This window comes from Kitasatospora sp. NPDC058218, from assembly GCF_042882445.1.
GTDB lineage: Bacteria > Actinomycetota > Actinomycetes > Streptomycetales > Streptomycetaceae > Kitasatospora.
The window spans coordinates 30,533-48,673 of sequence record NZ_JBHVWC010000078.1; the positions used below are offsets into that span (position 1 = coordinate 30,533).

An 18,141-nucleotide genomic window follows, 5' to 3' on the forward strand; every position below is an offset into this window, starting at 1 on the left:
CTACCGTCGTACCCGACGGCGTTCGAACGGCGGCCGGAAGGAATGGTGCGGTCATGCGGATCGGCGAGCTGGCGGAGCGGGCGGGGACGACCACCCGGGCGTTGCGCTACTACGAGCAGCTCGGGCTGTTGCCCGCCCGACGGGCGGGCAACGGCTACCGCGCGTACGGCGAGGACGACCTGCGGCTGCTGAAGCAGATCCGCACGCTCCAGGACTTCGGCTTCGAGCTGGAGGAGACCCGCCCGTTCGTGGAGTGCCTGCGGGCGGGCCACCCGGAGGGGGACTCCTGCCCGGCCTCGCTGGAGGTCTACCGGCGCAAGCTGGCCGAGCTGGACGAGTGCATCGTCCGGCTCCAGGAGGTCCGTACGCAGGTGGCCGAGCAGTTCGCCCGGGCCGAGCAGGCCCGCGACGAACTGGCGGCCGAGGCCGCCTGGCAGACGCCGCAGTGTGAGTTGGCAGTCGAGTGGGAGGAGCGGTAGATGGGGAAGATCGCTGGGGTTCCGGAGGTCACGGACGACACGTTCGCGACCGAGGTACTGGCGGCCGAAGGGCCGGTCCTGGTGGAGTTCACGGCGGACTGGTGTCCTCCGTGCCGCCAGATGGTGCCGGTCCTGGCCGACATCGCGAAGGAGGAGGCGCACCGGCTCACCGTGGTGACCGTGGACGTGGACCACAACCCGCAGACCCAGGCCGCGTACGGGGTCCTGTCGATGCCGACACTGATGGTCTTCCGGGGCGGTGAGCCGGTGAAGTCCATGGTCGGCGCCCGGGCCAAGGTGCGGCTGCTGCGCGAACTGGAGGACGTGCTGTAGCTCGCGGAACCCGCGGGCTACGCCGGCACGGCTTCCAGCGCCACCTCGGCTTCGGCGGCCTCCTTGGCACGGTCCTTGGCCTCGCGGCGGGCCATGACCCAGAAACCGACCGGGATCATCGCCGTGAACAGCCACCACTGGATCGCGTACGCCATGTGCGGGCCGATGTCGGAGTGGTTGGGCTCGGGCAGCAGCTCGGGCTGGTCGGCCGGGGCCGGGGTGGTGGTGGTGAGCTCCAGGTAGCCGCCGAGCAGGGGCGCGCCGCTCTCCTTGGTCTGCTGGTCGCTGCTGATCAGGTTGAACTGCCGGTCCGGCAGGCCGGCCCGGTCCCGGATGCTGCCGGTCGCGGCCTCGTCGGGGCGCAGGCGGCCGGTGAGGGTGACCTCCCCGGCCGGCGCGGCCGGCACCTGCGGGTAGGTGGTGGCGGAGTCGCCGGACGGCACCCAGCCGCGGTTGACCAGCACGGTGCCCCCGCCATCGGCGAGCCTGAGCGGGGTGACGACGAAGTATCCGATCTTGTCCCCGCCGGAGTCGGTCCGCTTGCGGACCACGAACTCGTGCTCCGGGTCGTACTGCCCGGTGGCCGTCACCGCTCGCCAGGTCAGGTCCTTCGGGACAGCGAGACCGGGCGTGGCCGACAGTGTGTCGAACGGGACCGGCCGGTCGGCGAGCGCGTGCGCGATCAGCTCGTTGCGGGCGACCCGCGCCTCGTGGCGGTGCAGCTGCCAGAACCCCAGCCGGATGGTGGCGGGGATCATCAGCAGGGCGATCAGCAGCGTGATCAGCCAGCGCCGGGAGAGCAGAAAACGGTACACATGGGCACGGTACGCCCACCTCACACCCGGCTCACGCACCGGGGTGCGGCGCGACCTCGCGCAGCAGTTGGAGGAAGGCGTCCTCGCCGACCACCGGGGTGCCGACCTCGCGGGCCTTGCGGGCCTTGCCGCTCCAGCCGCCCGGTTCGTTGGTGACCAGCAGGCTGGTGAGCCGGCTCACCGAGGACGCGATGTGCAGGCCGGCCTCCACCGCGCGGTCCTCCAGGAGCTCGCGGTCGGTCGCGGTGTCGCCGGTGAACGCCACCCGCATGCCCTGCACCAGCGGCTTGCCGTCCTCCCAGCGACCCGGGTTCGGGTACGGGCACGGCGGGCGCTTGCGGGCCTGCCGGTAGGAGGAGCCGGTCCAGGAGCTGCGGCCGGGGGAGGCGGGCTCCTCCACGCCGAGGTCGGTGACGGCCACGCAGGTCTGCAGCGGCAGCGGGACGCCCCCCGCGCGGGCCAGGTGCAGGCTGGGGCGGAACGCCTCGGCGAGCACCCGGGCGTCGTCCAGGGCGTTGTGCGCCTGGCGCTGGCTGACGCCGAAGTACCCGGCGAGCGAGGACAGCTTGCCGTTGGGCAGCGGCAGCCGCAGGTCGCGGGAGAGGACCATGGTGCAGATCCGCTGGTCCACCGGGGCGCGCAGGCCGGCCCGGGAGAACTCGCGGGAGATCATGTTCCAGTCGAAGAGCGCGTTGTGGGCGACCATGACCCGGCCGCGCAGCCGTTCGGCGAACTCCCCGGCGATCTCCGGGAAGGTCGGCGCGCCCGCCAGCAGGTCGTCCGTGAGGCCGTGGATCCAGACCGGGCCCGGGTCGCGCCCGGGGTTGACCAGCGTGTACCAGTGGTCGGTGACCTCGCCGTCGGCGTCCAGTTGGTAGAGGCCGGCCGAGATGACGCGGTCCGAGCGGCCGAGGCCGGTGGTCTCGACGTCGACCACCGCGAAGCCCTCGTCGGGGGCGGCGGAGCGCTGGGCGGGGACGGGGACGGTCCGCGGCGCGCCGTTCGTCTCGGGCTGGATCGCATGCATGGTCAAACAGAATAAGCGCCGTCGCGGCCGGGCTCGGTCGAAATGTTCGTACCGACCGGCCGGAATAGAGTGGGAGGCGTATTCGTCGTACACCCAGTCGAATATCCCCCGGCCGCTCGACACCCCCACGCGGCCGTCTCTGCGAAGGACGAAACCCCCATGCGCGCCACCGTGATCCACGGCCCGAACGACATCCGGATCGAGGAGGTGCCGGACCCGGTGATCCAACACCCGACCGATGCCGTGGTGCGTGTGGTGAACGCCTGCATCTGCGGCAGCGACCTCTGGGCCTACCGTGGCGTGGCGGCGCGGGTGGCCGGGCAGCGGATCGGGCACGAGTTCCTCGGCGTGGTCGAGGAGACCGGCGCCGAGGTCCGCGACGTACGGCCGGGCGACTTCGTGGTCGCGCCGTTCGTCTGGTCGGACGGCACGTGTGACTTCTGTCGCGAAGGCCTGCAGACCTCCTGCCCGCACGGTGGCTTCTGGGGCCAGGTCGGCTCGGACGGCGGCCAGGGCGAGGCGGTGCGCGTCCCGTTCGCCGACGGCACGCTGGTGCGGCTGCCCAAGGAGGCGGCGGGCGACGAGAAGCTGCTGCCGAACCTGCTCGCCCTCTCCGACGTGATGGCCACCGGCCACCACGCCGCCGTCTCGGCGGGCGTGCGGCCCGGCGCCACCGTCGCGGTGGTCGGCGACGGCGCGGTCGGCCTGTGCGGCGTGCTGGCGGCGCACCGGCTCGGCGCGGGCCGGATCATCGCGCTCGGCCGGCACACCGCCCGGACCGACCTGGCCCGGCGCTTCGGGGCGACGGACGTGGTCGCCGAGCGCGGCGAGGCCGCGATCGAGGCGGTCAAGGAGCTGACCGGCGGGCAGGGCGCGCACGCCGTGCTGGAGGCGGTCGGCACCGAGGAGTCGATGCGCACCGCGATCTCGATCACCCGTGACGGTGGCGCGGTCGGCTACGTCGGGGTGCCGCACGGCGGCAGTGCCGGCGTGGACATCGGCCAGATGTTCGGCCGAAACGTTTCGCTCAACGGCGGTGTCGCGCCGGCCCGCGCGTACATCCCCGAGCTGCTGCCGGACGTCCTCTCCGGCGCCATCGAGCCCGGCCTGGTCTTCGACCGCACCGTCGACCTGGACGGTGTCCCGGACGGCTACCGGGCGATGGACGACCGCTCCGCGCTGAAGGTGCGGATCGCTTTCTGACGCACCGTCATCACGCGTTCCGGAAGGGGCGGTACCGCACGTCGGTACCGCCCCTTCACGCTGTCCGGATGTGATGGTTTTCGGCCAATTGACTAGCGCGAGTGGGTGAACGGATGGCTGATCACGGTCAATCCCTTTCGGGGCGGGCGCGACCCTCCTAGCATTGCGCGGCGCGCATCCGGACTGTGACGCCCCTCACGTCCGATCGTTCCACTGGTGCGACCACTACGCCGAAGGAGTGAGGAGACAGCGTGGAATCGCCGCCGATCACCACTGCCCCTACCGAAGTCCAACTCATCGAAGAGGGCCAGGAGTTCCGCACCCTTCGAAGCTCGTTCCGGAGCTTCGCGTTCCCGGTCACCATCGGGTTCGTCCTCTGGTACCTGCTCTACGTCCTGCTCTCCAGCTACGCCCCCGGCCTCATGGGCACCAAGGTGGCCGGGCACGTCAACGTCGCCCTGGTGCTGGGGCTGCTGCAGTTCGTCACCACCTTCGCCATCGCGGCCTGGTACGCGCGCTACGCGGACCGGCGGCTCGACCCGCCCGCCGCCGCGATCCGCGAAGCCCAGGGCGCCGTGGTCCACGCCCCCCGGGAGGCCGCCGAATGACCCTGCTCGCCAGCTCCGCCACCGAGCACCGCGGTCTGACGATGACCCTGTTCGGGATCTTCGTCCTGGCCACCCTCGGCATCACCGTCTGGGCCGGTCGCCAGACCAGGGGCGCCGCCGACTTCTACGCCGGCGGCCGCGGCTTCACCGGCTTCCAGAACGGCCTGGCCATCTCCGGCGACTACATGTCCGCCGCGTCCTTCCTCGGCATCGCCGGCGCCATCGCGCTCTCCGGCTATGACGGCTTCCTCTACTCGGTCGGCTTCCTGGTCGCCTGGCTGGTCGCGCTGCTGCTGGTCGCCGAACCGCTGCGCAACTCCGGCCGTTTCACCATGGCGGACGTGCTGGCCTTCCGGATGAAGCAGCGCCCCGTCCGGACCGCCGCCGGCATCTCCACCATCGTGGTGTCGATCTTCTACCTGCTCGCCCAGATGGTCGGCGCCGGGACGCTGGTGGCCCTGCTGCTCGGCGTCAGCGGGGACGGCGCCAAGCGTCTGACCATCGTCGCCGTCGGTGCGCTGATGGTGATCTACGTGGTGATCGGCGGCATGAAGGGCACCACCTGGGTGCAGATCGTCAAGGCGGTGCTGCTGATCGCGGGCACCGCGCTGATGACCGTCCTGGTGCTGGCCAAGTACCACTTCAACCCCTCCGCGCTGCTCGGCGCCGCCGCCGACGCCAGCGGCAAGGGCGCCGCCTTCCTCGAACCGGGGCTGAAGTACGGGGCCACCGGGACGACCAAGCTCGACTTCCTCAGCCTCGGGATCGCCCTGGTGCTCGGCACCGCCGGTCTGCCGCACATCCTGGTCCGCTTCTACACCGTGCCCACCGCGAAGGTCGCCCGGAAGTCGGTGCTCTGGGCGATCGGCATCATCGGCGGCTTCTACCTGATGACCCTGGCGCTCGGCTTCGGCGCGGCGGCGATCGTCGGCCACAAGGCCATCGAGGACACCAAGTCCTCCGGCAACACCGCCGCCCCGCTGCTCGCCGAACAACTCGGCGGCGGCGCGGGCTCCACCGGCGGCGCGATCCTGCTGGCGGTGATCTCCGCGGTGGCCTTCGCCACCATCCTCGCCGTGGTGGCCGGCCTCACCCTGGCCTCGTCGGCCTCCTTCGCCCATGACCTCTACGCCAACGTCATCCGGCGCGGCAGGGCGAGCGAGAAGGAGGAGATCCTCTCGGCGAAGTGGGCCGCCGTCGCGATCGGCGCGGTCGCCATCGTGCTCAGCCTCTTCGCGGGGAAGCTCAACACCGCCGCCCTGGTCGCACTGGCCTTCGCGGTGGCCGCCTCCGCCAACCTGCCCACGCTGCTGTTCTCACTGTTCTGGAGGCGCTTCACCACGACCGGCGCGGTCAGCTCGGTCTACGCCGGTCTGATCAGCTCGGTGACGCTGGTGGTCTTCTCGACCGTCGTCTCCGGCAAGCCCACCTCGCTGTTCCCGAACTCCGACTTCCACTGGTTCCCGCTGGAGAACCCGGGCCTGGTCTCCATCCCGATCGGCTTCCTGGCCGGCTGGATCGGCACCCTGCTCTCCAAGGAGAAGGCCGACCCGGCGAAGTACGCTGAACTGGAGGTCCGCTCGCTGACCGGGCTGGGCGCCCACTGACGGGCGGACGATGGCTAAGCTGGCCCGGCGCCGCGGTCGCGGTGGCCGGGCCGGCCGCATCCCCGGCCGCAACCTCACGGGAAGGGACCGCCGTGCTGCTCGACACTTTCGGCCGGCAGGCCGTCGACCTGCGGGTCTCCCTCACCGACCGGTGCAATCTGCGCTGCACCTACTGCATGCCGGAGGAGGGCCTGCAGTGGCTGGCCAAGCCCGACCTGCTCACCGACGAGGAGATCGTCCGGCTGGTCACCGTCGCCGTGCGCGACCTCGGCGTCCGGGAGGTCCGCTTCACCGGTGGTGAGCCGTTGCTGCGCCCCGGACTGGTCGGGATCGTCGCCGCCTGCTCCGCCCTCGAACCGCGCCCCGAGCTCTCCCTGACCACCAACGGCATCGGCCTCGCCCGGACCGCCGAGGCCCTGCGGGCCGCCGGGCTGGACCGGGTCAACGTCTCGCTCGACACCCTCGACCCGGACACCTTCCACACCCTCACCCGCCGCCGCCGCCACCAGGACGTGCTGGACGGGCTGGCCGCGGCCGAGGCCGCCGGGCTGACACCGGTCAAGCTGAACGCCGTGCTGATGCGGGGGGTCAACGACCACGAGGCGCCCGACCTGCTGGCCCGGTGCCTGGAGCACGGCTACGAGCTGCGGTTCATCGAGCAGATGCCGCTGGACGCCCAGCACGGCTGGGACCGCTCCTCGATGGTGACCGCCGAGGAGATCCTGGAGCGCCTCTCCACCCGGTTCACGCTCACCCCCGAGCCCTCCGCCCGCCGCGGCGCCGCCCCGGCCGAGCGCTGGCTGGTGGACGGCGGCCCGGGCCGGGTGGGCGTGATCGCCTCGGTCACCCGCCCGTTCTGCCGCGCCTGCGACCGCACCCGGCTGACCGCCGACGGGCAGGTCCGCAACTGCCTCTTCGCGACCGGTGAGACGGACCTGCGGACCGCGCTGCGTTCGGGTGCCGGGGACGCCGAGCTCGGTGAGCTCTGGCGGGCGGCGATGTGGGGCAAGAAGGCGGGCGCCGGGATCGACAACCCGGAGTTCCTCCAGCCCGAGCGGCCGATGTCCGCGATCGGCGGCTGAGGCGCGCGGTGGCCGTGCGGTGGCCTCGCGGTGGCCGGGATGGCTGCCGCGAGGTCGCTAGGAGAGCGGCAGGCGCGGGCCCGGCGCGTCCTGCGGGGTCCAGTCGGCGAGGGCCACGACCTCCTTGAGGAAGCCGCGGACCCCGAGGAACTGGGAGAGGTGCTCGCGGTGCTCCTCGCAGGCCGCCCAGGTCTTGCGGCGGTCCGGGGTGTGCAGCTTCGGGTTGTTCCAGACCAGCACCCACCGGGCGTCCGCCCGGCAGCCCTTGGCCGAGCAGACCGGCGTCTGCGTCTGCGGGGAGCCCGGGGATTCCATGGTGCCGTCCTCAGCGATAGGCGGGTGGTCTGCACCGCCAGTCTTTCACGGCTCCGGACGGCGAAGGTCAGTCCGGGCATGGCGACGCCGGGCAGCCACGGGGGGAGCCGCCCGGCGTCGGTCCGTCGCTCCGACGGGGGATGCGGAGCGCGTACGCAGTATGTCACGGCAGGGCCCCGGTATGGGGAGGTCTTGCATGATTAATCTGAGGTTCTTTTGAGCTTTCTGTCGAGGTTAATAGTTGATAACCCCTTAAAACGGACAGTCAGTTCTTCCTCTGTGAAGAATCGGTGGGCACGCTCTGTGCCACACCGGCATCACGCGAAGCACCAGCCCCACCGGTACCACCGGGGCCGAGCATCAGCGGGGTGCCCGGCGGGACGTCGAAGGTGCTCGGCAGCCCCGGCGCCCGCTCGCGGCCGGCATTGGCGATCAGCACCGCGAAGTAGGGCAGCAGCACCGCGCCCGCCAGTGCGATGAACGCCAGCACCCGCTGGACGTCCCACAGGACGACCGCGAGCAGGACGCAGACCGTGCGGAGCAGCATCGAGGCCACGTAGCGGCGCTGTCGCCCCCGGACGTCCTCGGTGAGGCTGCTGCGTGCCCCCGTGATCCGGTGGACCTGTCCACCGCCGGCGCTCTTGCCCATGTCCTACCGCCCTCGTCCACGCGCCCGTGCGTCTCGCCGCACGGCCACTTCACGGTACGCCGCGCGGAGGCGGCCGACGAGACCGGGGGCGGACGGCTCGTCCTACTGGGCCAAGGAGAGGTACTCCGGCGGTACCGCGTCGGTCAGCCAGACGCCGTTGGCGCTGATCCGGAAGGCGTGGCCGGCCGCCGCCATCGCGGCGGCGTCGACCGTCAGGACCACCGGACGGCCGTGCCGCGCGCCGACCCGCACCGCGGTGTCGGTGTCGGCCGAGAGGTGGACGTCCCGGCGGGCCATCGGCCGCAGGCCCTCCCGGAATATCGCGTCCAGGCTCCGGGTGGCGGTGCCGTGGAACAGTCGCGCCGGCGGCTCGGCGGCGGCCAGACCGAGGTCGACCGCCACCGTGTGCCCCTGGCTGGCGCGGATCGAGAGGCCGTCCTCGGAGTAGGCGAAGCGGCGCTTGTTGTTCGTCGCCACCACGTGGTCCAGCTCGGGCCTGGTCAGCCGGTTGCCCCTCGCCGCCAGCGCGGCGAGCAGGACGTCCACCTCGACCCAGCCGGCCGCGTCCAGGGTGATCCCGGCCCGCTCGGGCTCGTGCCGCAGGATGCGGGACAGCATCTTGCTCGTCCTGACCGTGCGCTTCTCGTCCATGCCTCTCGATCCCCTCGCCCCCGAGCCGGCCCTAGGAGGCCTGGCTCACCGAACTCATGTTGAAGCCCGCGACCCGCACCGGCGGCATCGCGGCCCGGGTGAACCAGTCGCCCCACTCGCGCGGCAGGCAGCGCTCCGTGCGGCCCACTTCGGTGATCCGGCCGAGCAGGTCGACCGGCGACTCGTTGAACCGGAAGTTGTTCACCGCGCCGACGACCTCGCCGTTCTCCACCAGGTACACGCCGTCCCGGGTGAGGCCGGTGAGCAGCAGGTTCGCCGGGTCGACCTCGCGGATGTACCAGAGGCAGGTGACCAGCAGACCGCGCTCGGTGCGGGCGATCATCTCGTCCAGGGTCGGCGCGTCGGCGCGGTCGGCTGTCTCCAGGACGAGGTTGTCCACCGCCGGCCGCAGCGCCAGGCCGGTGAGCCCGGCGGAGTGCCGGGTGGTGATCAGCTCGGCCAGTTCGCCGTCGCGGATCCACTCGGTGGCGGTGAGCTCCAGGCCGTTGTCGAAGACCGAGGAGTCCCCGCCGGTGGAGTGCGCCAGCACGAACGGCGCCGCCTCCAGGCCCGGCTCGGCCGGGTCGGAGCGCAGCGTCAGCGGCAGCGGGGCCAGCTTGTCGCCGATCCTGGTGCCCCCGCCGGGCTTGGAGAAGACCGTCCGGCCCTCGGCGGCGTCGCGGCCGCCGGCGGACCAGCTCAGGTAGACCATCAGGTCGGCCACGGCCGAGGGCGGCAGCAGCGTCTCGTAACGGCCGGCGGGCAGGTCGACCTTCCGGGCGCCCCAGGCCAGCCGCCTGGTCAGCTGGGTGTGCAGCTCGGCGACGTCCACGTCGGCGAAGTCCCGGGTGGCCGCGCCGGCCCAGGCCGAGCCGGACAGGTCGGCGGTCTTGGCGTTCAGCTCGACCGTGCCGGTCGGCTGGTCGTGGCGCAGCCGCAGGCCGGTGGAGGTGCCCAGGTAGCTGGAGACCACCTCGTGCCGGGCGAAGCCGTACAGCAGCTCGCCCTGGGCGGCGGCCCGGGCGAAGGCCTCGCCGAGGGCGGGCGCGAAGGCCGCGAAGACCTCGATCGACGTCTCGGCCGGCGGCTCGCCGAAGTCGGGCGAGGAGGGCCGGTCGGCCACCAGCGGCTGCGCGTCCTCGGCCGGGCCGGCCGCCAGGGCGGCCTGCTCGGCGGCCCGGACCAGGGCCTCCACCTCGTCCGGGGTGACGGCCTCGGCCGAGACCACGCCGGAGGCGGTGCCCTCGGCCCCCGCCACCGTGGCGATCACGGTGAGCCGGCGCCCCCTGGTCACCCCGTTGGTGGTGAGCGCGTTGCCGGCCCAGCGCAGGTTGGCGGTCGACTCCTCGTCGGCGATCACCACGCAGCCGTCCGCGCGGGAGAGGCCGAGCGCGAGCTCGACGAGTTCGTGGGGCTGAATCGCGGTCATCAGTGACCCGCCTCCTGCTGGGTGTTGAGCACGTTGACGTTGCGGAACAGCGCCGAGGGGCAGCCGTGGCTGACCGCCGCGACCTGGCCGGGCTGGGCCTTGCCGCAGTTGAAGGCCCCGCCGAGGACGTAGGTCTGCGGGCCGCCGACGGCCGCCATCGAGCCCCAGAAGTCGGTGGTGGTGGCCTGGTAGGCGAAGTCCTTGACCTGGCCGGCGAGTTCTCCGTTGCGGATGGCGTAGGCGCGCTGGCCGGTGAACTGGAAGTTGTAGCGCTGCATGTCGATCGACCAGGAGCGGTCACCGACGATGTACAGGCCGTTCTCGACGCCCGCGAACAGGCCCTCGGTGTCGGGGCCGTCGGCGGCCGGCCGGAGCGAGACGTTGGCCATCCGCTGGACCGGGACGTGCGCGGGGGAGTCGGCGAAGGCGCAGCCGTTGGAGCGGTCGAAGCCCTTGAGCCGGGCCATGCCGCGGTCGAGCTGGTAGCCCACCAGGACGCCGTCCTTGACGAGGTCCCAGGACCGGGTGGCGACGCCCTCGTCGTCGTAGCCGATGGTGGAGAGGCCGTGCTCGGCGGTGCGGTCACCGGTGACGTGCATCAGCTCGGAGCCGTAGCGCAGCGAGCCCAGCTTGTCGAAGGTGGCGAAGGAGGTGCCGGCGTAGGCGGCCTCGTAGCCGAGCGCGCGGTCCAGCTCGGTGGCGTGGCCGATCGACTCGTGGATCGTCAGCCAGAGGTTGGACGGGTCCACCACCAGGTCGTAGCGGCCCGGCTCGACGCTCGGCGCCTTCATCTTCTCGGCCAGCAGGGTGGGCAGTTCGGCCAGTTCGGCGTCCCAGTCCCACCCGGTGCCGCGCAGGTACTCGAAGCCGCGCCCGACCGGCGGGGCCAGCGTGCGCATCGAGTCGAAGGCCCCGGTGCGCTCGTCCACCGAGGTGGCCTCCAGCGAGGGGTGCAGCCGGATCCGCTGCTGGGTGGTGACGGTGCCGGAGGTGTCGGCGTAGAACTTGTTCTCCTGCACCGTCAGCAGGCTGGCCTGGACGTGCGAGACGCCCTCGGCGGCCAGCAGCCGCGAGCTCCAGTCGGCGAGCAGCGCCGTCTTCTCCGCGTCCGGCACCTCGAAGGGGTTCACCTCGTACGCGGAGACCCAGGTGGCGTCCGGGTACACCGGCTCGTCCGCCAGCTCCACGCGCTCCTTCGACCCGGCCGCGCGGCTGATCCCGCCGGACAGCCGGGCCACCGCGACGGCCTGCTCGGCGACGCGCGCCGCCGCGACCGCGGTGAGGTCCACCCCGGCGGCGAAGCCCCAGGCGCCGTCCAGCAGCACCCGGACGGCGAAGCCGAGCTGGACGCTGTCGGAGGTGCCGGCGGGCCGGGCGTCGCGCAGTCGCCAGGACGCGCTGCGGACCCGCTCCAGGCGGAAGTCCGCGTGCTCGGCGCCGAGTTCACGCGCGCGGGTGAGTGCCGCGTCGGCCAGGGCGCGCAGCGGGTAGGCGAGGAACAGCGGGTCGACGGCGCGCCCGTTCGGGGCGCCGGAACTGCTGGTCGGGGGCATCGGAGGCAAGCGGGCTCCCTGGTCGGGGGGATGACGGTGCGGGTACTCCGGACCGGGGCACCCGCACGGCATCATGTCCCGTTCAGGGGGTTTGGGCCAGCGCATTCGGGCGGTGACACGCGGCGGTCGCCGCCCCCCGGGGAGCCGGTCAGCCGACCGTCTCCCACCAGCCGTCCAGCTCCGGCGGGTTGTCGACGTCCACCCGCTCGCCGGGGCGCGGCACCGCGAGCGGCACGGCCTGCGCCTTGGCCTCGACCAGCAGCCGCTCGATCGGCTCGGCCCACGGGTGCAGGCCCAGGTTGAAGGTGCACCAGTGGACGGGCACCAGCAGGCCGGCGTCGAGCTCGCGGTGGGCGAGGACGGCGTCCTCCGGCGTCATGTGGATGTCGGCCCAGGCCGTGTCGTACGCGCCGATCTGCACCAGGGCGGCGTCGAACGGGCCGTGCTGCTCGCCGATCCTCGCGTAGCCCTCGAAGTAGCCGGAGTCCCCGGTGTAGAAGACCTTGCGGGTCGGCCCGGCGATCACCCAGGAACCCCAGAGCGTGGTGTTGCGGGTCAGACCGCGCCCGGAGAAGTGGTGGGCGGAGGTGAGCGTGACGACCAGCTCGCCGAGCGTGCAGGTCTCGTCCCAGTCCAGCTCGATGATCCGGTGCTCCGGGACGCCCCAGCGGCGCAGGTGGCCGCCGATGCCGAGCGGCACCGCGAACGGCGCGGACTGGCTGCGGACCAGCCGCCTGACCGTCGCCATGTCCAGGTGGTCGTAGTGGTCGTGCGAGATCAGCACCGCGTCGACCTGCGGCAGCTCCTCCAGCTCCACCGGCACCGGGTGCAGCCGCTTGGGGCCGACGTGCGCGGCGGGGGAGCAGCGGTCGCTCCAGACCGGGTCGAGCAGCACCCGGGTGCCCTCGATCTCGACCAGCGCGGAGGCGTGCCCGTACCAGGTGATCTCCACGCCCTCGGCCGCCGGGCGCGGTCCGGTGGCCGGGCGGACGGTGGGCACCGGGTTGGCGGGGACCCGGCCCTCGCGCTGGAACAGCATCCGGCGTACGGTGTCCCGGTCGATGTCGGGCGCGGACCCGGCCCGGGCCACCGTGGACGGCGCATTGTGGAAGACGCCGTCCCGGTACTGCGGGGAGTTGCGCACCCGGGCCTCGCGGGCGGCGTCCGGCCGCCGCCCGAACGCCGCCGGCAGGTCGCGCAGCGACCAGGCGGCCGCTCCCGCGCCGGCGGCCAGGGCGGCCAGGGCCAGCAGTCGTCCCCGCCGGTGGGTGGTACCGGGCTGTGCCTCGCTCATCCGTGCTCTGCCTTCACTCGTCGCCGTGGCCGCCGGGCCGCGCGCGCCGGGGCCCGTCCAGGAATCGGTACGGCCGGCCCCGGTCGTCCCGCACCACGGGGGCAACGGGTGCGCCCCGTCGTGTTGTTCCCGGAAAACCGCCGAAGTGGACGCCACCAGGGTAGGCCGGGGCGAGTGGGGACCGGGTGGGAGCGGTTCCGGCACAGATTGTCGGATTGCGACAGTTCCTTCGGTGAGGCGCTGTGGGAGCTCGATTCGTCGCCGCCCCGGGCCGACCGATAGCGTCACACTGCGTGCGCATTCCGACGTACGCGCACACTACGGAGAGAGGTGGATCGTTGAGCCGCTCGGTTCTCGTCACCGGAGGAAACCGGGGCATCGGCCTCGCGATCGCCCTGGCCTTCGCCGAGGCGGGCGACAAGGTCGCCATCACCAGCCGTTCGGGTGAGGTTCCCGCGGAGCTGGCCAAGTACGACGTGCTCGCGGTGCGCTGCGACATCACGGACGGCGCGCAGGTCGATGCGGCGTTCACCGAGGTCGAGGCCAAGCACGGCGGGGTCGAGGTGCTGGTCGCCAACGCCGGCATCACCCACGACACCCTGCTGCTGCGGATGTCCGAGGAGGACTTCACCTCCGTCGTGGACACCAACCTGACCGGGACGTTCCGGGTGGTCAAGCGCGCCTCCAAGCTGATGATGCGCGCGCGCAAGGGCCGGGTCGTCCTGATCTCCTCGGTGGTCGGCCTCTCGGGCTCTCCGGGCCAGGCCAACTACGCCGCCTCCAAGGCCGGTCTGGTCGGCTTCGCGCGCTCGCTGGCGCGCGAGCTGGGCCCGCGCAACATCACCGTCAACGTGGTCGCCCCCGGCTTCGTCGACACCGACATGACCGCAGTGCTCAGCGACGAGCGCCGCGCGGAGATCGTCTCGGGCGTGCCGCTGGGCCGCTACGCGGCGCCCGCCGAGGTCGCCAACACCGTGCGGTTCCTCGGTTCGGACGAGGCCGCGTACATCACCGGAGCCGTCATTCCCGTCGACGGCGGATTGGGCATGGGTCACTGAGCATGAGTGGAATCCTTGAGGGCAAGCGGATCCTGATCACCGGAGTGCTGATGGAGTCCTCCATCGCGTTCCACACCGCGAAGCTCGCGCAGGAGCAGGGCGCGGAGATCATCCTCACCGCGTTCCCCCGGCCCAGCCTCACCGAGCGGATCGCCAAGAAGCTGCCGAAGCCGGTCAAGGTGCTGGAGCTGGACGTCTCCAGCGAGGAGCAGCTGGCCGGCATCGCCGACCAGGTGCGCGAGCACCTGCCGACCCTGGACGGCATCGTCCACTCGATCGGCTTCGCCCCGCAGGACGCCCTGGGCGGCAACTTCCTGAACACGCCGTGGGAGTCCGTGGCGACCGCCATGCACGTCTCGGCGTTCTCGCTGAAGTCGCTCACCACGGCGCTGCTGCCGCTGATGCAGGACGGCGGCTCGGTCGTCGGTCTGACCTTCGACGCCCAGTTCGCCTGGCCGAAGTACGACTGGATGGGCCCGGCCAAGGCCGCGCTGGAGGCCACCTCCCGCTACATGGCCCGCGACCTCGGCGCCCGCAACATCCGGGTGAACCTGGTCTCGGCCGGCCCGATCGGCTCGATGGCCGCCAAGTCCATCCCGGGCTTCGCGGACCTCGCCGCCACCTGGGACACCCGTTCCCCGCTGAAGTGGGACCTGGCCGACCCGGAGCCGGCCGGCCGTGGCGTCGTCGCCCTGCTCTCGGACTGGTTCCCGAAGACCACCGGCGAGATCGTCCACGTGGACGGCGGCCTGCACGCCATCGGCGCCTGACCGCTGCGCTGACCGACCCGGCCCGGCACCCCTCACGGGGGTGCCGGGCCGCGGTGTTGTCCGGGTGCTGCGCGCCCCGGCCGGGCGGGTCAGGCGTCGGGCGGGGTGCAGGCGCCGATGGCGCGGCCGGCCTCGACCGAGGCGCGCTGGGGGTCACCGGCCCGGATCGCGTCGAGGATCTCGTCGTGCCCGAGGTAGCGCTCGGCGATCAGCTCCGGGCCCACGTCGTGGCGCAGGTGGGCCCGGGTGACCTCGCCGAGATCGGCGTAGACGGCGAGGAGGACGTCGTTGTGGGCGGCGGCGACCACGGCCTGGTGGAAGGCGGCGTCGGCCTGGATGAAGTCCTCGGCGTCGCCGGAGCGCCAGGCGTCCTCGCGGCGGGCCAGGGTGGCGTCCAGCAGGGCGAGGTCGCGCGCGGTGCGGCGGGTGGCGGCCAGACCGGCCGCCGAGGTCTCCAGGGTGACCCGCAGCTCGGCGACCTGCGACTGGTCGGCGTCGGCGAACCGGCGGTGCATGACCCCGGCCAGCTCGCTGGTGGCCAGGACGTAGGTGCCCGAGCCCTGGCGGATGTCCAGCAGCCCGTTGTGGGCGAGCGCGCGGACCGCCTCGCGGACGGTGTTGCGGGCGACGCCGAGCTGCTCGACCAGTGCGGCCTCGGTCGGGATGCGCGAGCCGACGGGCCACTCGCCCGAGGTGATCTGGGCGCGCAGCTGCGCGATCACCTGGTCGGACAGCGGGGTGCGCCTCGGAGAGGACAGCGCCACGGGGGACTCCTTGCGGCTTCGGGTCGGCGGTGGGGGCGTCGGCCGGCGGGTGGGTCGGCTACGGGCGGGTCGGGACATCATGCCAAGTCGAGGGTGCGCTAATTCATCCCATCATTCTATGATGGCTCGCATGCCTCCCGCAGCAGACACCACCACCGCCCCGCCAACCGGGCTCCGGCCGCAGACCGAGCGGCCCGCCACCACCGCCTCCCCCTCCTCCGACCGGAGCAAGTACGTCGGCTGGCTGTTCGCCGTCGCGATCGCCGCCGCCGCCTTCAACCTGCGCCCGGTGGTCACCAGCCTCGGGCCGCTGCTGAAGGAGGTCACGGCCGACCTCGGGATGAGCCCGACGGTGGCCGGCCTGCTCGCGGCCGTCCCCTCGCTCTGCTTCGCCGTCTTCGGCTTCTCCGCGCCGGGGATGGCCCGCCGGGTCGGCCCGATCGCGGTCGTCACCGCGGGCATGGGTGCGATCACCGCAGGTGTCCTGGCCCGGTCGTTCGCGGGCGGCACGGCGGTGTTCCTGCTGCTCACCGCGCTGGCGCTGGCCGGGGTGGCGGTCTCCAACGTGCTGATCCCGGTCGTGATCAAGCGCTACTTCCCGGACCGGGTCGGCCCGATGATCGGCCTCTACTCGATGGCCCTGTCGGCCGGCACCGCGCTCGCCGCCGCGGTCACCGTCCCGATGACCAGCGCGCTCGGCGGCGACTGGCGGGTCGGGCTCGGCGTCTGGGCCGCGCTCGGGGCGGTCGCCCTGGTGCTCTGGCTGATCGTCGCCGCGCTCAAGCGCGAGCGCGGTGACAAGGCTTCCGGCACGACCACCGACCGGCTGCCGATCACCCGCAGCCGCACCGCCTGGGCGATGGCCTGCTTCTTCGGGCTCCAGGCCACCGGCGCCTACGCCGTGATGGGCTTCCTGCCGACGATCTTCCAGGACGCCGGCGTCTCCGAGGGCACCTCCGGGGTGCTGCTGGCGCTCACCATGGTGATCGGCGTGCCGGTCTCCTTCGTGCTGCCCAACCTCGCCGCCCGGCGTGGCGACCAGCGCGTGTTCGTCGTGGTCCTGGCCGCCTGCGGCATCGCCGGCTACACCGGGCTGGCGCTGGCCCCGGCGGGTGGGTCCTGGATCTGGGTCGTCCTGGTCGGCCTGTCCAACTGCGCCTTCCCGCTGGTGCTCACCATGATCGGCCTGCGGGCCCGGACCGCCGGCGGCGTGGCCCAGCTCTCCGCCTTCGCCCAGGGCGTCGGCTACCTGATCTCCATCCCGGGCCCGATCCTGATCGGCCGGCTCTACGACGTGACCGGTGCGTGGTACCTGCCGCTGGGCCTGCTCGCCCTGCTGCTGGTGCCGCAGATGCTGTTCGGCCTGCGGGCGGCGATGGCCCGGCACATCGAGGACGAGGCGGTGCGCCCGGCCGCGGCCGCGAAGGCCTGAGGCGGCCCCGGCGGCCCCGGCGGCCCCGGCGGCCCCGGCAGGGCCGGTGACCGGCGGGCAGGGCCGGGGTGGGAGAATCCGGTCATGCCCGTACTCGACCCGAACCCCACCGACGGCCACAAGAAGCTCGGCCAGCTCGCCGCACTGATCGTCGGCATCGTGGTGCTGCTGGCGATCGTCGCCACGGTGGCCCAGAACCTCGGCTGATCCACCGCCCTCGGCCCGCCCGCCGCCCGGCCACCCGCGTGCCGCCCGTCGGCCGGTCGTCGGCGCGCGGGCCGGGCGCCGTCCGCCGGGCCAACCTCCGGTGAACGCCGCATGATGACACCCTGCACCCCTGAGAGTGGCGGCAACCGGCGGCATCGCGCCCCCGGGCGGCTTTTCTGCCAAGCTTGCTGGGTATGAGCGCCGAAACGCCCCGCAGGATCATCGTTCTCCGCCATGCCAAGGCCGACTGGCCCGACGGCGTCGACGACCACGAGCGGCCGTTGGCCGACCGGGGCCGCCACCAGGCCCCGGAATCCGGCCGCTGGCTCGCGGACTCCGGCATCAACCCCGACTACGTGCTCTGCTCGACCGCCCTGCGCACCCGCGAGACCTGGAAGCTCGCCGCGCACGAGCTGGAGAAGCGCTCCCGCAGGACGGTGTACGAGGACCGGATCTACGAGGCCAGCCCCGGCGAGATCATCACCGTCCTCCAGGAGACCCCCGAGGAGTACCCGGACGTGCTGCTGGTGGGCCACAACCCCGGTGTGCTCGGGCTGACCCAGGTGCTGGCCGGTGACGAGGGCGACCGGGACGCGCTGGAGCGGCTGCGGCTCGGCGGCTTCCCGACGGCGGCGATCGCGGTGCTCAGCTTCGACGGCTCCTGGAAGGGCGTCGAGCCGGGCGTGGCCGCGCTGGTCTCGTACTACACGCCGCAGGACTGAGCCGCGACCGGTCCGGGCCGACCGGTCGCGCAGCCGGGCCGGGCCCGGCCCGGCAGACGTGTGGGGCGGGGGGGGGTGGGGGCCAGCCCCCCCCCGCGGACCGGCCGCGCGGGCAGTCGGGGGGGGGGGCGCGCAGCGCGGGG

Annotated in this window: 20 protein-coding genes; 11 read left to right on the forward strand and 9 right to left on the reverse strand. The window is 72.9% G+C overall.

All coding sequences use genetic code 11. The annotated features are described in order from the left end of the window. The first annotated feature begins 53 nt into the window (after positions 1 to 53). Together ACFVYI_RS36565 and ACFVYI_RS36570 are read left to right on the forward strand one after the other, a co-directional pair. Positions 54 to 479, forward strand: coding sequence for a MerR family transcriptional regulator (locus ACFVYI_RS36565; RefSeq protein WP_387893624.1), 426 nt, complete (start codon positions 54 to 56; stop codon positions 477 to 479). After that, positions 480 to 812 carry a thioredoxin domain-containing protein gene (locus tag ACFVYI_RS36570; RefSeq protein WP_360631931.1) on the forward strand — a complete coding sequence of 111 codons (333 nt, stop codon included), beginning with the start codon at positions 480 to 482 and terminating at the stop codon, positions 810 to 812. It begins immediately after the preceding gene. 17 nt (positions 813 to 829) lie between these two features. Here the strand turns inward: ACFVYI_RS36570 and ACFVYI_RS36575 are convergent, their stop codons facing one another. Together ACFVYI_RS36575 and ACFVYI_RS36580 are read right to left on the reverse strand one after the other, a co-directional pair. Beyond that, positions 830 to 1,627, reverse strand: coding sequence for an SURF1 family protein (locus ACFVYI_RS36575; RefSeq protein ID WP_387893626.1), 798 nt, complete (start codon positions 1,625 to 1,627; stop codon positions 830 to 832). A gap of 31 nt (positions 1,628 to 1,658) precedes the next feature. After that, positions 1,659 to 2,654, reverse strand: coding sequence for a DEDDh family exonuclease (locus ACFVYI_RS36580; protein ID WP_387893628.1), 996 nt, complete (start codon positions 2,652 to 2,654; stop codon positions 1,659 to 1,661). Between the two features lie 159 nt (positions 2,655 to 2,813). On the opposite strand from ACFVYI_RS36580, the gene ACFVYI_RS36585 reads away from it, so the two are divergent. The 4 genes from ACFVYI_RS36585 to moaA all read left to right on the forward strand — a co-directional run bounded on the left by ACFVYI_RS36585 (position 2,814) and on the right by moaA (position 7,154). Further along, positions 2,814 to 3,857, forward strand: coding sequence for a zinc-dependent alcohol dehydrogenase family protein (locus tag ACFVYI_RS36585; RefSeq protein ID WP_360631940.1), 1,044 nt, complete (start codon positions 2,814 to 2,816; stop codon positions 3,855 to 3,857). 251 nt (positions 3,858 to 4,108) lie between these two features. Beyond that, positions 4,109 to 4,465, forward strand: coding sequence for a DUF485 domain-containing protein (locus ACFVYI_RS36590; protein ID WP_387893631.1), 357 nt, complete (start codon positions 4,109 to 4,111; stop codon positions 4,463 to 4,465). Continuing rightward, complete coding sequence (locus tag ACFVYI_RS36595) at positions 4,462 to 6,072, forward strand: cation acetate symporter (RefSeq protein ID WP_387893633.1); 1,611 nt, start codon at positions 4,462 to 4,464, stop codon at positions 6,070 to 6,072. Before ACFVYI_RS36590 ends, ACFVYI_RS36595 begins: the two co-directional genes overlap by 4 nt. A gap of 92 nt (positions 6,073 to 6,164) precedes the next feature. Beyond that, positions 6,165 to 7,154 (forward strand): GTP 3',8-cyclase MoaA, encoded by a 990-nt coding sequence (gene moaA / locus ACFVYI_RS36600; RefSeq protein ID WP_387893635.1) that lies wholly within the window; start codon positions 6,165 to 6,167, stop codon positions 7,152 to 7,154. A 57-nt stretch (positions 7,155 to 7,211) separates the two neighbouring features. Here the strand turns inward: moaA and ACFVYI_RS36605 are convergent, their stop codons facing one another. The 6 genes from ACFVYI_RS36605 to ACFVYI_RS36630 all read right to left on the reverse strand — a co-directional run bounded on the left by ACFVYI_RS36605 (position 7,212) and on the right by ACFVYI_RS36630 (position 13,045). Further along, entirely contained in the window at positions 7,212 to 7,469 is a 258-nt protein-coding gene (locus tag ACFVYI_RS36605) for a hypothetical protein (RefSeq protein ID WP_387893637.1), read from the reverse strand. A gap of 265 nt (positions 7,470 to 7,734) precedes the next feature. Then, positions 7,735 to 8,118, reverse strand: a complete 384-nt coding sequence (locus tag ACFVYI_RS36610; protein WP_387893639.1) for a DUF3099 domain-containing protein — start codon at positions 8,116 to 8,118, stop codon at positions 7,735 to 7,737. A 102-nt stretch (positions 8,119 to 8,220) separates the two neighbouring features. Next, complete coding sequence (locus ACFVYI_RS36615) at positions 8,221 to 8,769, reverse strand: RNA 2'-phosphotransferase (protein ID WP_387893641.1); 549 nt, start codon at positions 8,767 to 8,769, stop codon at positions 8,221 to 8,223. A gap of 31 nt (positions 8,770 to 8,800) precedes the next feature. After that, entirely contained in the window at positions 8,801 to 10,198 is a 1,398-nt protein-coding gene (locus ACFVYI_RS36620; RefSeq protein WP_387893643.1) for a metallopeptidase TldD-related protein, read from the reverse strand. After that, positions 10,198 to 11,751: a TldD/PmbA family protein gene (locus ACFVYI_RS36625; protein ID WP_387893659.1), complete on the reverse strand. Its 1,554-nt coding sequence runs from the start codon at positions 11,749 to 11,751 to the stop codon at positions 10,198 to 10,200. The genes ACFVYI_RS36620 and ACFVYI_RS36625 overlap by 1 nt, the downstream gene beginning before the upstream one ends. Before the next feature lie 148 nt (positions 11,752 to 11,899). Beyond that, entirely contained in the window at positions 11,900 to 13,045 is a 1,146-nt protein-coding gene (locus ACFVYI_RS36630; protein WP_387893645.1) for an MBL fold metallo-hydrolase, read from the reverse strand. 338 nt (positions 13,046 to 13,383) lie between these two features. On the opposite strand from ACFVYI_RS36630, the gene fabG reads away from it, so the two are divergent. Next, positions 13,384 to 14,103 carry a 3-oxoacyl-[acyl-carrier-protein] reductase gene (fabG, locus tag ACFVYI_RS36635; protein WP_387893647.1) on the forward strand — a complete coding sequence of 240 codons (720 nt, stop codon included), beginning with the start codon at positions 13,384 to 13,386 and terminating at the stop codon, positions 14,101 to 14,103. A 2-nt stretch (positions 14,104 to 14,105) separates the two neighbouring features. Beyond that, on the forward strand, positions 14,106 to 14,873 hold the full coding sequence (gene fabI / locus ACFVYI_RS36640; RefSeq protein ID WP_387893649.1) for an enoyl-ACP reductase FabI: 768 nt from the start codon (positions 14,106 to 14,108) through the stop codon (positions 14,871 to 14,873). An 89-nt stretch (positions 14,874 to 14,962) separates the two neighbouring features. On the opposite strand, the gene ACFVYI_RS36645 is transcribed toward fabI, so the two are convergent. Then, a complete protein-coding gene (locus tag ACFVYI_RS36645) occupies positions 14,963 to 15,637 on the reverse strand; it encodes a FadR/GntR family transcriptional regulator (protein ID WP_387893651.1) in 675 nt (224 codons plus the stop codon). A 130-nt stretch (positions 15,638 to 15,767) separates the two neighbouring features. Here ACFVYI_RS36645 and ACFVYI_RS36650 point away from each other — a divergent pair, with 130 nt between their 5' ends. The 3 genes from ACFVYI_RS36650 to ACFVYI_RS36660 all read left to right on the forward strand — a co-directional run bounded on the left by ACFVYI_RS36650 (position 15,768) and on the right by ACFVYI_RS36660 (position 17,998). Beyond that, entirely contained in the window at positions 15,768 to 17,069 is a 1,302-nt protein-coding gene (locus tag ACFVYI_RS36650) for a CynX/NimT family MFS transporter (protein ID WP_387893653.1), read from the forward strand. A gap of 84 nt (positions 17,070 to 17,153) precedes the next feature. Continuing rightward, positions 17,154 to 17,276 (forward strand): SGM_5486 family transporter-associated protein, encoded by a 123-nt coding sequence (locus tag ACFVYI_RS36655; RefSeq protein ID WP_387893655.1) that lies wholly within the window; start codon positions 17,154 to 17,156, stop codon positions 17,274 to 17,276. Between the two features lie 194 nt (positions 17,277 to 17,470). Continuing rightward, positions 17,471 to 17,998: a SixA phosphatase family protein gene (locus ACFVYI_RS36660; RefSeq protein ID WP_387893657.1), complete on the forward strand. Its 528-nt coding sequence runs from the start codon at positions 17,471 to 17,473 to the stop codon at positions 17,996 to 17,998. Positions 17,999 to 18,141 lie beyond the last annotated feature (143 nt).